The organism is Streptomyces sp. NBC_00454, assembly GCF_041434015.1.
In the GTDB taxonomy this organism is placed as follows: domain Bacteria; phylum Actinomycetota; class Actinomycetes; order Streptomycetales; family Streptomycetaceae; genus Streptomyces.
Map to the genome: position 1 here is coordinate 1,233,680 of NZ_CP107907.1, position 17,233 is coordinate 1,250,912.

The following is a 17,233-nucleotide window of genomic DNA, read 5'->3' on the forward strand; positions in this document are numbered from 1 at the left end:
CTGCCCCCGATCCACCCCGGATCCGACCCCGGACGGACTTTCGCGCCGGGTTCGCGCGGGTCGGACCGCCGCGGATCCTTCACCCTGCGTCACCATTTACGCCGTGGGCGCATACCCGAACCGTCTGCGCCGCACCCTACGTAAGGTGCGTAACCGCAGGTACGATGCACCCCTGATTTCATCGGCGCAGGGCCAACTCGCGTGCGCGTCGCGGGGGTTGCCGCGCACCACGGGGGCAGGCTTGTGGGGGACGTGATGGATTTCGCCGCGGTGGGCAGCGCACACGCCCCGGCCGAACTCGCCTGGCTGCGAGGAGTGGACGCCTGCACGATGGGCGCCTACCCGCAGGCCGAGGAGGAGTTCCGGACGGCCGTACGACTCGATCCGGCGATGGCCGACGCCTGGCTGGGCCTGCACGCGCTCCGCGTCGACACCACCAACGCGTTACTGCGCATGTACGCCCACCGGGACCGCTTCGGGGAACAGCGGACCCGCCACCGGCGGACCCTGAACTCCTGGTACTGGCTGGGCTGGTGGGTCCAGCCGGTGCTGGAGAGCCGGCGCGACCTGCTGCTCGCCCACGCCTCGCACTGGCTGGACGGCCGCCACGTGCCCGAGCTGGACCAGGCGCTGGCCGCGCTGCCGCCCGTGGACACCGATCCCCAGGTGCGGTTCCTGCACGCCTGCCGGGCCTATCTCGTCAAGGACTGGGAGCAGTTGGTACGGCACACCGACTCCCTCGTCGACGATCCGCTGCTGGGCATCGAGTCGGGTCTGTTCGGCGGGATGGCCCGGGTCCGGCTGGAGATGTACGGGCAGGCGGAGCCGCTGCTGTCGGCCTCGCTGATGCGCTGCCGCAGCGAGCAGCCGCAGCGCAAGGAGCTCCGGTACTGGCTGGCGCGGGCCCACGAGGGGACCGGGCGCAGTGCGGCGGCGCTGCCGCTGTACCGGGCCGTGCACCGGGTGGACCCGGCGTTCATGGACACGGCGGCCCGGCTGACGGCGATCGAGGACGGCGAGGACGCCGACGGCCTCGCCGGATACGCGGGCGTCTCGGGCTACGAGGGCCTCGGCGGGCACGGCCCGTCCCCATCGGGCGGGGACTTCGCCGCGGTGGCGCTGGGCGGCGGCGGCCCGGTCCAGGACATCGCGGCGGACGGGCAGGTGGAACCGGACCCGCTGGAGCCGCCGGAGCCCCGGCACGGCCCGGGGGCTCCGGCCGGCCCCGCCCCCGGCCGCCCCGGCGGCGTGCGCCACAAGGTGACGCTGCCGTCCCAGCCGGGCCCCGCCGGGCTGCCGGCCGGGCCCGCGGATCCGGCGGCGCTGGCCGAGGCGCTCGCGGAGCTGGAGCGGATGGTGGGCCTGGAGCCCGTCAAACGGCAGGTGAAAGCGCTCTCCGCGCAGCTGCACATGGCCAGGCTGCGGACGGGCCAGGGCCTGCCCGTACAGCCGCCGAAGCGGCATTTCGTCTTCTCGGGGCCCTCCGGCACGGGCAAGACCACGGTGGCACGGATCCTGGGCCGGGTCTTCTACGCGCTGGGCCTGCTCGGCGGCGACCACCTCGTGGAGGCCGGGCGAGCGGACCTGGTCGGCGAGTTCCTCGGCCAGACCGCGGTGAAGGCGAACGAGCTGATCGACTCCGCGATCGGCGGGGTGCTGTTCGTGGACGAGGCGTACAGCCTCTCCAACTCCGGCTACAGCAAGGGCGACGCGTACGGCGACGAGGCCCTGCAGGTGCTGCTGAAGCGGGCGGAGGACAACCGCGACCACCTGGTGGTGATCCTCGCGGGCTATCCGGCGGGGATGGACCGGCTGCTGGCCACCAACCCGGGGCTGTCCTCGCGGTTCACCACCCGGGTGGACTTCCCGAGCTACCGACCGCTGGAGCTGACCTCGATCGGCGGGGTCCTGGCGGACGCCAACGGCGACCGGTGGGACGCGGAGGCGCTGGAGGAGCTGCGGAGCATCAGCGGGCACGTGGTGGAGCAGGGGTGGATCGACGAGCTGGGGAACGGGCGGTTCCTGCGGACGCTGTACGAGAAGAGCTGCGCTTATCGGGATCTGCGGCTGGCCGGCTTCGCCGGTGATCCCTCGCGGGAAGACCTGTGCACCCTGCGGCTGGCGGACCTGATGCAGGCGTATGGCGAGGTCCTCTCCGGCCGGGGCCCCCAGGAGCGGCCGGATCCGCCGCCGCTGTAGCCGCTGCGCGGAGCCGTCTCCCCGCCCCGCCCCTTCCCGAAACCGGGGCTCCGCCCCGGACCCCGCTCCTCAAACGCCGGAGGGGCTGGATCTGCCGCGCAGCGGCAGATCCAGCCCCTCCGGGACGCGCTACGCGCTCCGCGCGTACCCGCGGTGGGCCGGGTCGCGGACCTCGCCGACCAGGGTCTCCAGGACGTCCTCCATGGTGATCAGGCCCAGCACCCGGCCCGCCGGGTCCGCGACCTGCGCCAAGTGGGTGGCGTCCCGGCGCATGACCGTCAGGGCGTCGTCCAGCGGGAGCGTGGAGCAGACCGTGGTCATCCTGCGCCAGACGCGCTGCGGCACCGCCCGCTCCCGCTCCTCCAGGTCCAGTACGTCCTTCACGTGCAGGTAGCCCATGAAGGCACCGGTGTCGGCGCGGACGGGGAACCGGGAGTACCCGGTGCGGACCGTCAGCTGTTCGATCTGGCGCGGGGTGACAGAGGGGCCGACGGTGACGAGGCGGTCCCGGGCGAGGAGGACGTCGGTGACGGGGCGGCTGCCCAGTTCCAGCGCGTCCTCCAGGCGCTCCTGTTCGACCGGCTCCAGGAGCCCGGCCTGCCGGGAGTCCTTGAGCAGCCGGCCCAGCTGCGCGGAGGTGTAGACGGCCTCCACCTCGTCCTTGGGCTCCACCTTGAAGAGCCTCAGGACCAGCGTGGCGCAGGCTCCCAGCGCGGTGGTGACCGGCCCGCAGACGCGGGCGAAGGCGACCAGGCCGGGGCTGAACCACAGGGCGGTCTTCTCGGGGGCGGCCATCGCGAGGTTCTTGGGGACCATCTCGCCGATGACCAGGTGCAGGAAGACCACGGCGGCGAGCGCGAACGCGTAGCCGAGGGGGTGGATCAGGCCTTCGGGCACGTGCGCGGCGTGGAAGACGGGCTCCAGCAGCCGGGCCACGGTCGGCTCGGCGACCGCGCCGAGGGTGAGCGAGCACATGGTGATGCCGAACTGCGCGGCGGCCATCATGCGCGGCAGGTTCTCCAGCCCGTGGAGCACCTGGCGGGCCCGCTTGGAGCCGGCCGCGAGGGGCTCGATCTGGCTGCGGCGGACGGAGACGAGTGCGAACTCGGCGCCGACGAAGAAGCCGTTGGCCAGGACGAGGAGCAGGGCGAAGAGGAGTTGGAGCGCGGTCACCGGACACCCGCCGACTGCAGTTCGGCCGGGGCGGGAATCGCACCCAGGGGGGCGGTGCGCACGAGGCGGACCCGTTCGGCGCGGAAGCGGCCGACCTGGCGGACGGAGAGCTTCCAGCCGGGGAGTTCGGCGCGGTCCCCGGGGGCGGGGATGCGGCCGAGCAGATCGGCGACGAGGCCGGCGACGGTCTCGTAGGGGCCTTCGGGGACCTCCAGGCCTATCCGGCGCAGGGTCTGCACGCGGCAGCTGCCGTCGGCCTCCCAGGAGGGGCGGCCGTCCTCGGCGGGTACGGCGGCCAGTTCCGGGCCGGCGTCATCGGCGAGGTCGTGCTCGTCGCGGACCTCGCCGACGAGCTCCTCCACGATGTCCTCCAGGGTGACCACCCCGGCGGTGCCGCCGTACTCGTCGACGACCACGGCCATGGGCTGTTCGCTGCGCAGGCGTTCCAGCAGCGGCTGCACCGGCAGGGAGCCGGGCACCAGCAGCGGAGCGACGCAGATCCGGCTGACGCTGGTGCGGGCGCGGTCGGACTCGGGCACGGCGAGGGCGTCCTTGAGGTGGACGACCCCGGTGATCTCGTCGATGCGCTCGCGGTAGACCGGGAAGCGGGACAGGCCGGTGGCGCGGGTCAGGTTGAGCACGTCGGCCGCGGTGGCCGTGTGCTGGAGGGCCTTGACCCTGACCCGGGGGGTCATGACCAGCTGGGCCGTGAGCTCGCCCAGCGAGAGGGTCCGTACGAAGAGGTCGGCGGTGTCCTGTTCGAGGGCGCCGGCCTGGGCCGAATGGCGGACCAGGGAGACCAGTTCGCCGGGGGTGCGGGCGGAGGCCATCTCGTCGGTCGGCTCCACGCCGAGGGCGCGGACCAGCCGGTTGGCGATGGCGTTGAGGGCCGCGATGACCGGCCGGAAGGCCCGGGAGAAGGCGTACTGCGGGCCGGCGACGAAGCGGGCCACCTGGAGCGGCCGGGAGACCGCCCAGTTCTTCGGGACGAGCTCGCCGACGACCATCTGGACGGCGGAGGCGAGCAGCATGCCGATGACCACGGCGACGCCGGGTACGGCGCCCTTGGGGAGGCCGGTCGCTTCGAGCGGCCCGGCCAGCAGGGCGGCGAGGGCCGGTTCGGCGAGCATGCCGACGACCAGGGAGGTGATGGTGATGCCGAGTTGGGTGCCGGAGAGCTGGAAGGACAGCTCCCGCAGGGCTTTGACGACCGTGCGGGCACGGCGGTCGCCTTCGGCGGCGGCGCGTTCGGCCTCGGGTCTCTCCACCGTGACGAGGCCGAATTCGGCTGCCACGAAGAAACCGTTGGCGAGGATCAGGGCGAATGCCGCCACGAGCAGGAGTAGCGGGATGGTCATGCCGCCGCCTCCGGAGGGAGGGCGGCGCGTGTACTACCGGACGATCCGTCCATTGCTGGAGGGAGTCACTCCTCAAGTTGCAGGTGTCCACGGGCCGCGGGGTTCCGGGGCCGGTGGGAGGGCGCACCGTCGCGCCCCCGTACCAGGGTAGTCACTGAGATCGTCCCCGCAATGGGACGCAGCGACGAGGTCGGACGGGGTCAGTCGTTCTTTGAACCGGTTCCGCGGGCGTCGGCGAGGGCGCGCAGGGCGCGGGCGTCGGCGATCGCCTGGGCCTTGGCGACCCCCGGCTGGATGCCGAGGGCGGGCAGGCTGGTGCCGTCGCTGAGGTCGAGGAAGACCCAGGCGTCGCCGGGGCGGAGGTTGACGCGCACGATCTGCGCCCACTCCAGGCGGCGGGTGTTGGTGAGGTTGACGACCGTGACCCCGCCCTCGTCCGCGACCACCTTGGGGCGGCTGAGCAGGACGAGGACGGAGGACAGCAGGACGGCGGTGAAGACGAAGCTGATCCGCTCGCCCGGGTGCAGGGTGTCGAGGAGCAGGGCGATGGCCGTGATGGTGACGAACATGGCGAGGCCGACGCCCAGCAGGACGGCCCGGGTGCGGGTCGGCCGGAAGGTGACCGGCAGGGTGGGCGGTACGGGCTGGGCGGCGTCGGCCATGTTCGTCAGATGCCTTCGGGTGGTGCCAGTGGGGTACGGCGGAGCGGGGCGGATGCCCCGGCCCTCAGAGGCGGCAGGCGTGGATCGAGGTGGTGAGGATCGCGCGCGCGCCGAGCTCGTACAGGTCGTCCATGATCCGCTGGGCTTCCTTGGCGGGGACCATGGCGCGGACGGCGACCCAGCCCTCGTTGTGCAGCGGGGAGACGGTCGGCGACTCCAGGCCCGGGGTGAGGGCGACCGCGCGCTCCAGGTGCTCGGCGCGGCAGTCGTAGTCCATCATCACGTAGCTGCGGGCGACCAGGACGCCCTGGAGGCGGCGCAGGAACTGCTGGGCGCGCGGGTCCTCGGGGTCGGTGCCGTTGCCGCGGATGACCACGGCCTCGGAGGTCATGATCGGCTCGCCGATGACCTCCAGGCCGGCGTTGCGCAGGCTGGTGCCGGTCTCGACCACGTCGGCGATGATCTGGGCGACGCCGAGCTGGATGGCGGTCTCGACCGCGCCGTCGAGGTGGACGACGGAGGCTTCGATGCCCTTGTCGGCGAGGTGCTTGGCGACGATTCCCTCGTACGAGGTCGCGATGGTCATCCCGTGGAAGTCCTCGGGGCCCTTCGCGGTGCCGGGCATGGTGGCGTAGCGGAAGGTCGAGCGGCCGAAGTTCAGCGGCAGGATCTCCTCGGCGCTGGCGCCGGAGTCGAGCAGCAGGTCGCGGCCGGTGATGCCGATGTCCAGCTTGCCGGAGGACACGTAGATCGCGATGTCCTTGGGGCGGAGGTAGAAGAACTCCACCTCGTTGTCGGGGTCGACGACCACGAGCTCCTTGGACTCCTTGCGCATCCGGTAGCCGGCCTCATGGAGCATCGCCGACGCCGGTCCGGAGAGAGAACCCTTGTTGGGGACGGCGATGCGCAGCATGGGGCTTCCTTTGGTGCGTAGGGGCGAAAGGGTGTGCTGGTACGTGTGCTCTTACGTGTGCGGGGCGCGCGGACGCCCCGGCAGCCTGTGCCGGGGCCCGCGCGGTTGCTCCGGCTTAGAGGTGCGCGTAGACGTCGTCGAGGGAGATCCCGCGCGCCACCATCATCACCTGGACGTGGTAGAGCAGCTGGGAGATCTCCTCGGCGGCGGCTTCCTTGCTCTCGTACTCGGCGGCCATCCAGACCTCGGCGGCCTCCTCGACGACCTTCTTGCCGATGGCATGGACGCCCTTGGCGACGAGCTCGGCGGTGCGGGAGGTGCTGGGGTCGCCGTTGGCGGCCTTGAGCTGGAGCTCGGTGAAGAGCTCTTCAAAACTCTTGGGGGGTTTATTCGCCATGATGGTCCTCAGAATACGGGGTGCGTCGATGCCCTCTAGCGCCAGGGTTCGCTGACGGTGCGCAGGGTCATGGCGGTGGAGACGGCGGCGGTGACCGCTTCGTGTCCCTTGTCCTCGTTCGACCCCTCAAGGCCGGCGCGGTCCAGCGCCTGCTCGTCGTTGTCGCAGGTCAGTACGCCGAAGCCGACGGGGACTCCGGTGTCGATCGACACCTGTACCAGGCCCTGGGTGACGCCCTGGCACACGTAGTCGAAGTGCGGGGTTCCGCCGCGGATGACCACGCCGAGGGCGACGATGGCATCGTAACCGCGACCGGCCAGTACCTTCGCCACGACCGGGAGCTCGAAGCTGCCGGGGACGCGCAGCAGCGTGGGCTCGTCGATGCCCAGCTCGTGCAGGGCCCGCAGGGCACCGTCCACCAGGCCGTCCATGACCTTCTCGTGCCACTGGGCCGCGATCACGGCGACTCGCAGGTCTCCGCAGTTCTTCACGCTCAGTTCGGGTGCGCCCTTGCCGCTCACAGCTCTGCTCCTCGTTGCGTTACGTGTACGTCGGTTGGTGGGTGTTGGTCTGTGTTGGTCGCTGCGCTGTTACTGGTTGCCGCAGGCGGAGGTGGTGGCCGCGTCCAGCCAGGGCAGGTCGTGGCCCATCCGGTCCCGCTTGGTGCGCAGGTAGCGCAGGTTGTGCTCGCCCGCCTCCATGGGCATCGGCTCCCGGTCGGAAACCTTGATGCCGCCCCGTACGAGGGCTTCCGCCTTGTCGGGGTTGTTGGTCAGCAGCCGGACGCTGTGGACGCCGAGGTCGGCGAGCATCTGGGCGCCGGCCGCGTAGTCGCGGGCGTCGGCGGGCAGGCCGAGCTCGAGGTTGGCGTCGAGGGTGTCGCGGCCGCGCTCCTGGAGCTCGTACGCGCGCAGCTTGGACAGCAGTCCGATGCCGCGGCCCTCGTGACCGCGCAGGTAGACGATCACACCGCGCCCGGCGGCCTGGACCCGCTCCATGGCGGCGTGCAGCTGGGGGCCGCAGTCGCAGCGCTGCGACTGGAAGATGTCCCCGGTCAGGCACTCGGAGTGCATCCGGACCAGGACCTCCTCGCCGTCGCCGATCTCGCCGTGGACGAGGGCGACGTGCTCGACCCCGTCGACGGTGGAGCGGTAGCCGTAGGCCGTGAACTGGCCGAAGGAGGTCGGGAGGCTGACCTCGGCCTCGCGGCGGACGGTCGGCTCGGCGGAGCGGCGGTAGGCGATCAGGTCCTCGATGGAGATGATCGTCAGGCCGTGCTTGCGGGCGAAGGGGATCAGCTCGGGCAGCCGCAGCATGACGCCGTCCTCGCCGGCGATCTCCACGATGGCCCCGGCCGGGCGCAGCCCCGCGAGGCGGGCGAGGTCGACGGCGGCCTCGGTGTGGCCGTTGCGGACCAGGACCCCGCCGGACTTGGCGCGCAGCGGGAAGACGTGGCCGGGGCGGACGAACTCGCCGGGGCCCGAGACTCCGTCGGCCAGCAGCCGCAGGGTGGTGGCGCGGTCGGCGGCCGAGATGCCGGTGGTGACCCCGTGCGCGGCGCTCGCGTCCACGGAGACCGTGAAGGCGGTCTGCATCGACTCGGTGTTGTGGTGGACCATCTGCGGGAGTTCGAGCCGGTCCAGCTCGGGGCCCTCCATCGGGGCGCAGATCAGTCCGCGGCACTCGCTCATCATGAACGCGACGATCTCGGGGGTGGCCTTCTCGGCCGCGATGACGAGGTCGCCCTCGTTCTCGCGGTCCTCGTCGTCCACGACGACGACCGGGCGGCCGGCCGCGATGTCGCGGATGGCCTGCTCGACGGGGTCGAGCCGGAAGGGCTCGGAGTCGCTCGCGTCGGGCACGGGCTTCAGGACGGGGTTCAGGGAGGTCATGCCGTTGCTCCTTCCAGGGCCGGGGCGGGGGTGGTGCGCGAGCGCTGGTACCAGTCGTAGGCGCCCCAGACGACGAGGGCGAAGTACACGACGTAGACGAGGCCGGAGAAGGCCAGTCCGCTGTTGAAGGCGAGGGGGACGCCGACCAGGTCGACGAGGAGCCAGGCGAACCAGAACTCGACCAGGCCGCGGGCCTGGGCGACCATCGCGACGATGGTGCCGACGAAGATGTAGGCGTCCGCCCACGGGCTCCACGACAGGCTCGGGACGAGCGTGAACAGGCCTCCGACGGCCAGGGTCCCGGCGGCCGCGCCGGCCAGCAGCAGCCCGCGCTCCTTCCAGGTGGCGGTGCGGACGGCGATGGAGCCGTCCTGGGCCTTCTGCTTGCCGAGCTGCCAGGCGCGCCAGCCCCACACGGCCACGCCGATGACGAGGAGCTGCTTGCCGACTCCGCCCGCGAGGTGCGCGGAGGCGTAGGCGCCGACGAGGATCAGGCCGGACAGGAGCTGGGCGGGCCAGGTCCATATGGAACGGCGCCAGCCGAGGGCGAGGGCGCCCAGGCCGATCAGGTTGCCGATCATGTCGGACCAGATGACCTTCTGGCCGAAGACCTCGAAGGCCTCGGTGTTGAGCCAGGTCAGGGCGCTCACTTCGACTCCCCCTCGGCGGCGAGCACGTTTGAGGCCAGGGGAGTCACGCCGGCGGCGAGCAGGCGCTCCACGTACTTGGCGAGGACGTCGACCTCCAGGTTGACCGGGTCGCCGGCCCCCTTGATGCCGAGGGTGGTCAGCGCGAGGGTGGTGGGGATGAGGCTGATGGTGAACCAGTCGGCCGCGGCCTCGACCACGGTGAGGCTGACGCCGTCGACGGTGATGGAGCCCTTCTCCACGACGTAGCGGGAGAGGTTCGCCGGGAGCGCGATCTTGACCAGTTCCCAGTGCTCCGAGGGGGTGCGGGAGAGGATCTCGCCGGTGCCGTCCACGTGGCCCTGGACCAGGTGGCCGCCGAGGCGTCCACCCAGCTCCATGGGGCGCTCCAGGTTGACCCGGGAGCCCTTGGTCAGCGCCCCGAGGCTGGAGCGGTTGAGGGTCTCCTGCATGACGTCGGCGGTGAACTCGCCTTCGGCGGTCTCCACGACGGTCAGGCAGACGCCGTTGACGGCGATGGAGTCGCCGTGCTTGGCGCCCTCGGTGACCACGGGGCCGCGCAGGCGGAAGCGGGAGGCCTCGGGGAGTTCCTCGACGGCGGTGACTTCGCCCAGTTCTTCGACGATTCCGGTGAACACTCAGTGCTCCTTGAGGGCGGTGTGGGAGGTCAGGACGGTGGGGACGGACTGGACCATCGGGACGGCGGTGACACGGATGTCCGTGCCGATGCGGACGGTCTCGGTGATCCGGAGCCGGAGCGCTTCGGTGAGGGTGCCGATGCCGGCGTCGGCGAGGGCGTTCGGGCCCGCGCCGAGGAGAACGGGGGCGAGGTAGCCGACGACCTTGTCGACCACGCCCGCGGCGACGAAGGCGCCGGCCAGGGTCGGGCCGCCTTCGAGGAGTACGGAGCGGACCCCGCGCCGGTGGAGTTCGCCGAGCAGGGCGTCCACGGAGATCCCGTACTTGTCGTACGGGAGCCGGGCGAGCTCGACTCCGGCCAGGTGGCGGGTGGCTCTGTCTTCAAGGTTCTCGGCTACAACCACCAGGGTCGGGGCGGCGTCGTCCAGCACCCGGGCGGTGGGCCGGATGGTGGCGTGGGTGTCGAGGACCACCCGCAGCGGCTGGCCGCCGGGGGTGACGCCGTCGGGTCCGCGCACCGCGAGGTGCGGGTCGTCGGCGCGCAGCGTGCCGGAGCCGACGACCACGGCGTCGGCCTCGGCGCGCAGCCGGTGGACGTCGGCGCGGGATTCGGGGCAGCTGATCCAGCGGCTGGTGCCGTCGGCGGCCGCGACGCGGCCGTCGAGGGTGGCGGCGTACTTCCACAGGATGTACGGGCGCCCGAGCCGTACGGAGGTCAGCCAGGGGGCGTTGCCCTCCTCGGCCTCCGCGCGCAGCAGCCCGGCACGGGCGGTGATCCCGGCGGCGCGCAGGGTGTCGGCGCCGCCGCTGGCCTGCGGGTTCGGGTCGGGGACGGCGTAGAGGACGCGGGCGATCCCGGCCTCGATGAGCGCCTGCGCGCAGGGCCCCGTACGGCCGGTGTGGTTGCAGGGTTCGAGGGTGACGTAGGCGGTGCCGCCGCGGGCGGCGGAGCCTGCGGCGCGCAGGGCGTGGACCTCGGCGTGCGGGCCGCCGGCCCGCTCGTGCCAGCCTTCGCCCACGACCGTGCCGGAGGCGTCGGTGATCACGCACCCGACGACCGGGTTGGGGCTGGTGGAGCCGGTTCCGCGGGCGGCGAGCTCGATGGCCCGGGCCATGGCCCGCACCTCGAAGGCACGGCCGTCGCGGGCATCGCTGTCGGATGTGCCGCTGTCCTGCGCGTCGGCGTGTGTCGCCACCGGGTCCTCCTGCCTCATCGGGCACGGACTCCGGGGCCTGTCGGGATACGACAGATGAAGCGGGTAGCACACGCGGGGACGCCGAGGCCGAAAACACGGTCCCCTCGCTCGCGCATCCCGAGGGATGTGCCGATGGAACCGCCGACGGCGGCGTACCGGTGACTGGCCCGCCGCGCACTGCCTCCCATCCGGACTTTAACCGTCGGTCCAGGAATTTCACCTGGTCAACCGGCCGCTGGCTGCGGACGGGTCGCGGACTATACCGCCGGTTCGGAATTACACCGACCCCGGAGTGCGCTGCTACTGGTACTAGAGCCAGTGTGCCACGGGTGATCGGCAGCCATGCGAGTGAGTCAATGTGGCCTGGGTCACACATCGGCCACTCTTGAGCGATTCCATTGCGCCATCCGGCGGACCCCGCGCGGCTCCCTCCGCGACCCCCCTCACGGTCCCCCTGACACCCCCGTACGACCCGGCCGCATCGGCCGCTTTGGTCCAGACCTATTGACGGGTTGGTCTAGTCCTCTTAACGTTCCCTTCATCTTCCCCGGGAGACAGCCCGTCAGATGTGCGCACGTCACGGGCCAACACGCACCACATATCTGCCTGTTGTGTCCTGCCATCCTCCCCTCCCCAGGAGGCACAATGCTGTCCCCCACACGGACGAGAGCCATGCTCCTGACGTCCGGCGCCGCAATCGCCGGACTGCTGGTCGCGGGCCTCTCGGCGGGCGTCTCGCACGCCGCCGACAACGAGTCCTGTCGCCCCGACGGTCTGTACAAGACCCCGGGCGTCGACGTCCCGTACTGCTCGGTCTACGACACCGAGGGCCGCGAGAAGATGGGCGCCGACCACCAGCGCCGCGTCATCGGTTACTTCACCGGCTGGCGCACGGGCAAGGACGGCACCCCCGCCTACCTGCCCAACAACATCCCGTGGTCCAAGGTCACCCACCTGAACTACGCCTTCGCCCACGTCGACGGCAACAACAAGATCTCGGTCGGCGCGGACAACGCGAACAACTCCGCCACCGGCATGACCTGGCCGGGCGTAGCAGGCGCCGAGATGGACCCCGCCCTCCCCTACAAGGGCAATTTCAACCTGCTCAACAAATTCAAGAAGCAGAACCCCAACGTCAAGACCCTGATCTCGGTCGGCGGCTGGGCCGAGACCGGCGGCTACTTCGGCGACGACGGCAACCGCGTCGCCTCCGGCGGCTTCTACTCGATGGCCACCAACGCCGACGGCTCGGTCAACCAGGCCGGCATCGACACCTTCGCGGACTCCTCCGTCGAGTTCATCCGCAAGTACGGGTTCAACGGCGTCGACATCGACTACGAGTACCCGACCACCATGAAGGACGCGGGCAACCCGCTGGACTGGCAGCTGTCCAACGCGCGGCGCGCCGGTCTGGTCAAGGGCTACGCGGCCCTCATGAAGTCGCTGCGCGAGAAGCTCGACCGCGCGGGCGCCTCCGACGGCAAGCACTACCTGCTCTCGGTCGCCGCCCCCTCCTCCGGCTACCTGCTGCGGGGCATGGAGACGTTCCAGATGCAGAAGTACCTGGACTACGTCAACGTCATGTCCTACGACCTGCACGGCGCCTGGAACGAGTACGTCGGTCCGAACGCCTCGCTCTTCGACGACGGCAAGGACGGCGAACTCGCCGCGGCCGGCGTCTACTCCACCTCCCAGTACGGCGGCATCGGCTACCTGAACACGGACTGGGCCTACCACTACTTCCGCGGCTCCATGCCGGCCGGCCGCATCAACATGGGCCTGCCGTACTACACCCGCGGCTTCAAGAACGTGCAGGGCGGCACGGACGGCCTGTGGGGCAAGGCCCCGGCCACCAACTGCCCGGCGGGCGCCGGTCTGACCAAGTGCGGCGACGGCGCGGTCGGCATCGACAACCTGTGGCACGACCTCGACAGCAACGGCGTCGAGGCCCCGGCCGGGTCCAACCCGATGTGGCACGCGAAGAACCTGGAGAAGGGGGTCGTCGGTGACTACGTCACCAAGTACGGCTTCCCGGCCGACACCAAGCTGACCGGCACCTACGTCCGCAAGTACGACTCCAACCTCGTGGCTCCGTGGCTGTGGAACGACCAGAAGAAGGTCTTCCTCTCCACCGAGGACGAGCAGTCCGTCAACGCCAAGGCCGACTGGGTGGTCAACAAGGGCATCGGCGGCACGATGGTCTGGGAGCTCGCCGGCGACTACTCGTACAACGCGGCCAAGGGCCAGTACGAGATGGGCGACACCCTGACGACGGCGATGTACGACAAGTTCAAGTCGGCCGCCCCCTACGGAGCCAAGCGCGCCACCATCACCATGCCGACCGAGGCGATCAAGGTCGACACCGACTTCGGCGCCTTCCCGCTCGGCGACTCGAACTACCCGATCAGCCCGAAGCTGACGATCACCAACAACACCACGGCGACCCTGCCGGGCGGTACGGAGTTCCAGTTCGACTACTCCTCCTCCGCGCCGAGCAACGCCAAGGACCAGTCCGGCTGGAACACCACGATCATCCGCAGCGACCACACGGGCTCCAACGTGGGCGGCCTGAAGGGCGACTACAACCGGGTCTCCCTGAAGCTCCCGGCCTGGCAGACGCTGGCCCCCGGCGCCTCGGTCCAGCTGGACTTCGTCTACTACCTGCCGACCTCGACCCCGTCCAACTGGACGGTGACCTTCGGCGGCAAGACGTACGGCATCGCCGGCGACCTGGCCCGCGGTACGACGGTGGTGGAGCCGGGCGGTTCCACGACCCCGCCCACGACCACCCCGCCGACCACGACCCCGCCGACCACCACTCCCCCGACCACCACTCCTCCCACGACCACTCCGCCGACCACGACTCCTCCGACGGGCGGCACCTGCGCCAACCCGGCCTACGTCGCGGGCAACGTGTACACGGGCGGGACGCTCGTCTCCCACAAGGGCCACAACTGGAAGGCCCAGTGGTGGACGCAGAACGAAGAGCCCGGCACCACCGGTGACTGGGGCGTCTGGAAGGACCAGGGCGCCTGCTGACCCGGTAGGCCGCGAATGAAGGACCCCTGCTCCCAGGGGAAAGCGTGAGGACCCGGTGGCCCGGCGGCCACCGGGTCCTCGTGCGTGCGCGTACGGGCACTTCGTAGGCTGGTGCCGTGATCGCACATGTCACCGCCTCCGTCGCGGACTTCGAACAGCACCGGCCCCGGATGTTCGCCATCGCCTACCGCATGCTCGGTTCGGCCTCGGAGGCCGAGGACACCGTCCAGGACGCCTACCTGCGCTGGAACTCGGCCCTCGACCGCGAACCCCCCGAACCCATCGAGCACCCCGGGGCCTGGCTCGCCAAGGTCGTCACCCGCCTGTGCCTCAACCACCTCACCTCGGCGCGGGCCCGGCGCGAGGAGTACGTGGGTCCCTGGCTCCCCGAACCGGTCCTCACCGGGGAGGGCGCGCTGGGCCCGATGGAGTCGGCGGAGCAGCGGGACAGCGTGTCCATGGCCCTGCTCCTGCTCCTGGAGCAGCTCACCCCGATGGAACGCGCGGTGTACGTACTGCGCGAGGCCTTCGCGTACGGCCACCGGGAGATCGCCGGGCTCCTCGACCTCAGCGAGGCCAACTGCCGTCAGCTCTACCGGCGGGCCGCGGGACGGGTGAGCGCGGCGAAGGCCCCCGAGCGGCGGTTCCAGCCGGATCCGGCGCAGTGGCAGTCCCTGGTGGAGAGCTTCCTCGAAGCCGCCAACAGCGGGGACCTGGCCCGGCTGGAAGGGCTACTGGCAGCCGACGCGCGGTTCGTGTCCGACGGCGGCGGCGTGGTCAGCGCGGCGCGGCGGCCGGTCGTGGGCCGGGACAACGTGGCGCGCTTCCTGCTGGGCGTGCTGCGCAAGTACTCCGGCGAGCTGCCGGTCTCCTTCGCGGAGGTCAACGGGGAGCCGACGCTGGTCGTCGGCGGGGTCGGGGTCCTCCAGGTGGAGTTCGAGGACGGGCTGGTCCAGGAGGCGCGGGCGGTGATGAACCCGGCGAAGCTGGAATTCATCGAGCGGCAGCTGTCACATTCCTGAGGGCCGTCCGGTCCCAGCTGGTGAACGCATCGCCCGCGGAAAGGAACGGACACCATGAGCACCATCCTCGTCACCGGAGGCACCGGAACCCTGGGCAGGCCGGTCGTGGAACGGCTGCGGACGGCGGGCCACGAGGTCCGCGTCCTGAGCCGGAGCGCTCCGGACTTCCCCGTCGACCTGCGGGACGGCAGCGGTCTCGATGCGGCCATGGCGGGCGCGGAGGTGATCGTGCACTGCGCGAGCAGCCCGCGCGGCGGCGACGACGTGGCGGCCGGGCACCTGATCCGGGCGGCCGAGCGGGCCGGGACGGTCGGGCACCTCGTCTACATCTCGATCGTGGGGGTGGACGAGGTCCCGCTCCCCTACTACCGGACGAAGCTGAAGGTGGAGCGGATGCTGGAGGCGTCGGGGCTGGGCCTGACGATCCTGCGGACGACGCAGTTCCACGACCTGGTGGCCCAGGCGCTGGCCGCGGCGGCGAGGCTGCCGGTGATGCCGCTGCCCGCCGGGGTCAGCGGGCAGCCGATCGCGGTCGAGGAGGTCGCGGACCGGCTGGCCGCGCTGGCCGCGGGGCCGCCGGCCGGGCGGGTCCCGGACATGGGCGGCCCGGAGGTCCTCACCTTCGAGGAGGCGGCCCGCGCCTACCTCGCGGCGACCGGCAAGCGCCGCCCGCTCCTCACCGTCCCCCTGGCGGGGAAGGCCTACGCGGGCTTCAAGCGGGGCGGGCACCTGACTCCGTCGCACGCGGTGGGCCGGGGCACGTTCGCCGAGTTCCTGGCCCGCCTTTGACGCCGACGACGTTGGAAAGATCCAGCCTCGCCGGCGTTTGAGGCGCGGGGTCTGGGGCGGAGCCCCAGGGAACGGTGGAAGGGTGGGTAGGGGACACGCCCCGCAGGGCCGACCACCCGCACCCGGCTTCAGGCCCCGAACAGCGTCGCCTGCGCGGCCTCGCGGGCGGCCAGCCTGGCACCCTGGAGCACCGCGGGATCGCCCAGGGCGCTCGCCCTGACCTCCATCGGGACCGGGCTCAGCACCGCGAGCCGGGAGGCGACCCGGGAGGCCAGCTCCACACCACCGGCGCGCCCGAGCTCCCCGCCGAGCACCACGCAGCCGGGGTCCAGGATCGCCGCGACCGCCGCCGCCCCGAGCGCGAGCCGCTCCGCCAGCGCGTCCAGGAAGGCGGGGCCGGCGCCGCCCGCGACCGCCTCCTCGGCGGTCCCGGCGAAGCCGTGCTCCGCCGCGAGCGCGGCCACCGCCCCGCGCCCGGCCAGCGAGTGGAACCCGCCCTCGCAGTCGGTGGCCGAGGGCAGTCCCTTGGCTCCCGGCACCGGGAGGAAGCCGATCTCGCCCGCCCCGCCGGAGGCTCCGCGGCGCAGCCGGCCGTCGAGGACCACCGCCGCTCCCACCCCCGCGCTGAGCCAGAGCAGGACGAAGGAGTCCACGTCCCGGGCCGCCCCGAGGCGCTGTTCGGCCAGCGCCGCCAGGTTGGTCTCGTTCTCCACCACGACCGTCGCCGGCAGCCGCCGCTGCAGGGCCGCCACCAGGTCCCGGTGCCAGGCGGGCAGTCCGATGGTGCTGCCGAGTTCTCCGCTGCCCGGCGACACCAGGCCCGGGGCGCCGATCACCACCGTGTGGAGCCGGTCCGCGCCCGCCTCCCGGGCCAGCTCCAGCAGGCGGTCGACGGCCTCCTCCACCGCGTCGACGGGCAGCGCCGCCTCGGCCAGCGGGGATCCGAGCAGGTCGGTGACGACCGCGGTCGCGCTGTCCACGCGTACGTCCAGCGCGGCGAGGTAGGCCCGCCGCGCGACGATCCCGTAGAGCCGGGCGTTGGGTCCGCGCCGCTGCTCGCCCGATTCGCCGACCACCTCGATGAGTCCGGCCTCGGTGAGGCGTTCCACCAGGTCCGCGACGGAGGGGCGGGACAGGCCGGTCAGCTGCTTGAGCTGCGGGGCCGTCAGCGCGCCCTCGTCCTGGAGCAACCGCAGGGCCAGCCGGTCGTTGATGGCCCGCGCCGTGCTCGGGGAGGCGGGGGACGGAGCGGCGGCGTTGGCGGCGGCTGTCAGGACCTTGGCAGGAGTCACGCGGCCATCCTATGA

15 protein-coding genes and 1 riboswitch are annotated in these 17,233 nt (G+C 71.9%); of the genes, 4 read left to right on the forward strand and 11 right to left on the reverse strand.

All coding sequences use genetic code 11. The features are described from left to right. Positions 1 to 255: 255 nt before the first annotated feature. Entirely contained in the window at positions 256 to 2,199 is a 1,944-nt protein-coding gene (locus tag OHU74_RS05705; RefSeq protein WP_371614891.1) for an AAA family ATPase, read from the forward strand. 129 nt (positions 2,200 to 2,328) lie between these two features. On the opposite strand, the gene OHU74_RS05710 is transcribed toward OHU74_RS05705, so the two are convergent. From OHU74_RS05710 to ribD, 10 genes are all read right to left on the reverse strand, one after another. Next, positions 2,329 to 3,372 carry a hemolysin family protein gene (locus tag OHU74_RS05710; RefSeq protein WP_371614892.1) on the reverse strand — a complete coding sequence of 348 codons (1,044 nt, stop codon included), beginning with the start codon at positions 3,370 to 3,372 and terminating at the stop codon, positions 2,329 to 2,331. Further along, positions 3,369 to 4,730 (reverse strand): hemolysin family protein, encoded by a 1,362-nt coding sequence (locus OHU74_RS05715; protein ID WP_371614893.1) that lies wholly within the window; start codon positions 4,728 to 4,730, stop codon positions 3,369 to 3,371. The genes OHU74_RS05710 and OHU74_RS05715 overlap by 4 nt, the downstream gene beginning before the upstream one ends. A gap of 200 nt (positions 4,731 to 4,930) precedes the next feature. Then, entirely contained in the window at positions 4,931 to 5,392 is a 462-nt protein-coding gene (locus OHU74_RS05720) for a PH domain-containing protein (protein WP_330295319.1), read from the reverse strand. Between the two features lie 64 nt (positions 5,393 to 5,456). Then, positions 5,457 to 6,305 carry an ATP phosphoribosyltransferase gene (hisG, locus tag OHU74_RS05725; protein ID WP_330295320.1) on the reverse strand — a complete coding sequence of 283 codons (849 nt, stop codon included), beginning with the start codon at positions 6,303 to 6,305 and terminating at the stop codon, positions 5,457 to 5,459. A 115-nt stretch (positions 6,306 to 6,420) separates the two neighbouring features. Then, on the reverse strand, positions 6,421 to 6,702 hold the full coding sequence (locus OHU74_RS05730) for a phosphoribosyl-ATP diphosphatase (protein ID WP_371614894.1): 282 nt from the start codon (positions 6,700 to 6,702) through the stop codon (positions 6,421 to 6,423). Positions 6,703 to 6,737: 35 nt separating this feature from the next. Then, complete coding sequence (ribH, locus tag OHU74_RS05735; protein WP_007262951.1) at positions 6,738 to 7,223, reverse strand: 6,7-dimethyl-8-ribityllumazine synthase; 486 nt, start codon at positions 7,221 to 7,223, stop codon at positions 6,738 to 6,740. Between the two features lie 69 nt (positions 7,224 to 7,292). Beyond that, the gene (locus tag OHU74_RS05740) at positions 7,293 to 8,594 is read right to left on the reverse strand and encodes a bifunctional 3,4-dihydroxy-2-butanone-4-phosphate synthase/GTP cyclohydrolase II (RefSeq protein WP_371614895.1); all 1,302 of its coding nucleotides are present in this window, start codon (positions 8,592 to 8,594) and stop codon (positions 7,293 to 7,295) included. Then, positions 8,591 to 9,244 (reverse strand): nicotinamide mononucleotide transporter family protein, encoded by a 654-nt coding sequence (locus OHU74_RS05745; RefSeq protein WP_330295323.1) that lies wholly within the window; start codon positions 9,242 to 9,244, stop codon positions 8,591 to 8,593. Before OHU74_RS05745 ends, OHU74_RS05740 begins: the two co-directional genes overlap by 4 nt. Beyond that, positions 9,241 to 9,879, reverse strand: a complete 639-nt coding sequence (locus OHU74_RS05750) for a riboflavin synthase (protein WP_371614896.1) — start codon at positions 9,877 to 9,879, stop codon at positions 9,241 to 9,243. The genes OHU74_RS05745 and OHU74_RS05750 overlap by 4 nt, the downstream gene beginning before the upstream one ends. Continuing rightward, positions 9,880 to 10,995 carry a bifunctional diaminohydroxyphosphoribosylaminopyrimidine deaminase/5-amino-6-(5-phosphoribosylamino)uracil reductase RibD gene (gene ribD / locus OHU74_RS05755; protein ID WP_371619579.1) on the reverse strand — a complete coding sequence of 372 codons (1,116 nt, stop codon included), beginning with the start codon at positions 10,993 to 10,995 and terminating at the stop codon, positions 9,880 to 9,882. Positions 10,996 to 11,246: 251 nt separating this feature from the next. Further along, positions 11,247 to 11,376: riboswitch (FMN riboswitch) on the reverse strand. 345 nt (positions 11,377 to 11,721) lie between these two features. On the opposite strand from ribD, the gene OHU74_RS05760 reads away from it, so the two are divergent. The 3 genes from OHU74_RS05760 (at position 11,722) to OHU74_RS05770 (ending at position 15,926) form a co-directional block, all read left to right on the forward strand. Continuing rightward, a complete protein-coding gene (locus OHU74_RS05760; RefSeq protein WP_371614897.1) occupies positions 11,722 to 14,115 on the forward strand; it encodes a chitinase C-terminal domain-containing protein in 2,394 nt (797 codons plus the stop codon). 116 nt (positions 14,116 to 14,231) lie between these two features. Continuing rightward, positions 14,232 to 15,137 carry an RNA polymerase sigma factor SigJ gene (sigJ, locus tag OHU74_RS05765; protein WP_371614898.1) on the forward strand — a complete coding sequence of 302 codons (906 nt, stop codon included), beginning with the start codon at positions 14,232 to 14,234 and terminating at the stop codon, positions 15,135 to 15,137. Positions 15,138 to 15,191: 54 nt separating this feature from the next. Next, positions 15,192 to 15,926: an SDR family oxidoreductase gene (locus OHU74_RS05770; RefSeq protein ID WP_371614899.1), complete on the forward strand. Its 735-nt coding sequence runs from the start codon at positions 15,192 to 15,194 to the stop codon at positions 15,924 to 15,926. 128 nt (positions 15,927 to 16,054) lie between these two features. Here the strand turns inward: OHU74_RS05770 and OHU74_RS05775 are convergent, their stop codons facing one another. Next, complete coding sequence (locus OHU74_RS05775) at positions 16,055 to 17,218, reverse strand: ROK family transcriptional regulator (protein WP_371614900.1); 1,164 nt, start codon at positions 17,216 to 17,218, stop codon at positions 16,055 to 16,057. Positions 17,219 to 17,233 lie beyond the last annotated feature (15 nt).

Coding starts and splice junctions, on each gene's coding strand:
- OHU74_RS05720 (WP_330295319.1), bottom strand. CDS start 5,392: ATGGCCGACGCCGCCCAGCCCGTACCGCCCACCCTGCCGGTCACCTTC.
- ribD (WP_371619579.1), bottom strand. CDS start 10,995: ATGGCCCGGGCCATCGAGCTCGCCGCCCGCGGAACCGGCTCCACCAGC.
- OHU74_RS05740 (WP_371614895.1), bottom strand. CDS start 8,594: ATGACCTCCCTGAACCCCGTCCTGAAGCCCGTGCCCGACGCGAGCGAC.
- OHU74_RS05730 (WP_371614894.1), bottom strand. CDS start 6,702: ATGGCGAATAAACCCCCCAAGAGTTTTGAAGAGCTCTTCACCGAGCTC.
- OHU74_RS05760 (WP_371614897.1), top strand. CDS start 11,722: ATGCTGTCCCCCACACGGACGAGAGCCATGCTCCTGACGTCCGGCGCC.
- OHU74_RS05770 (WP_371614899.1), top strand. CDS start 15,192: ATGAGCACCATCCTCGTCACCGGAGGCACCGGAACCCTGGGCAGGCCG.
- hisG (WP_330295320.1), bottom strand. CDS start 6,305: ATGCTGCGCATCGCCGTCCCCAACAAGGGTTCTCTCTCCGGACCGGCG.
- OHU74_RS05705 (WP_371614891.1), top strand. CDS start 256: ATGGATTTCGCCGCGGTGGGCAGCGCACACGCCCCGGCCGAACTCGCC.
- OHU74_RS05715 (WP_371614893.1), bottom strand. CDS start 4,730: ATGACCATCCCGCTACTCCTGCTCGTGGCGGCATTCGCCCTGATCCTC.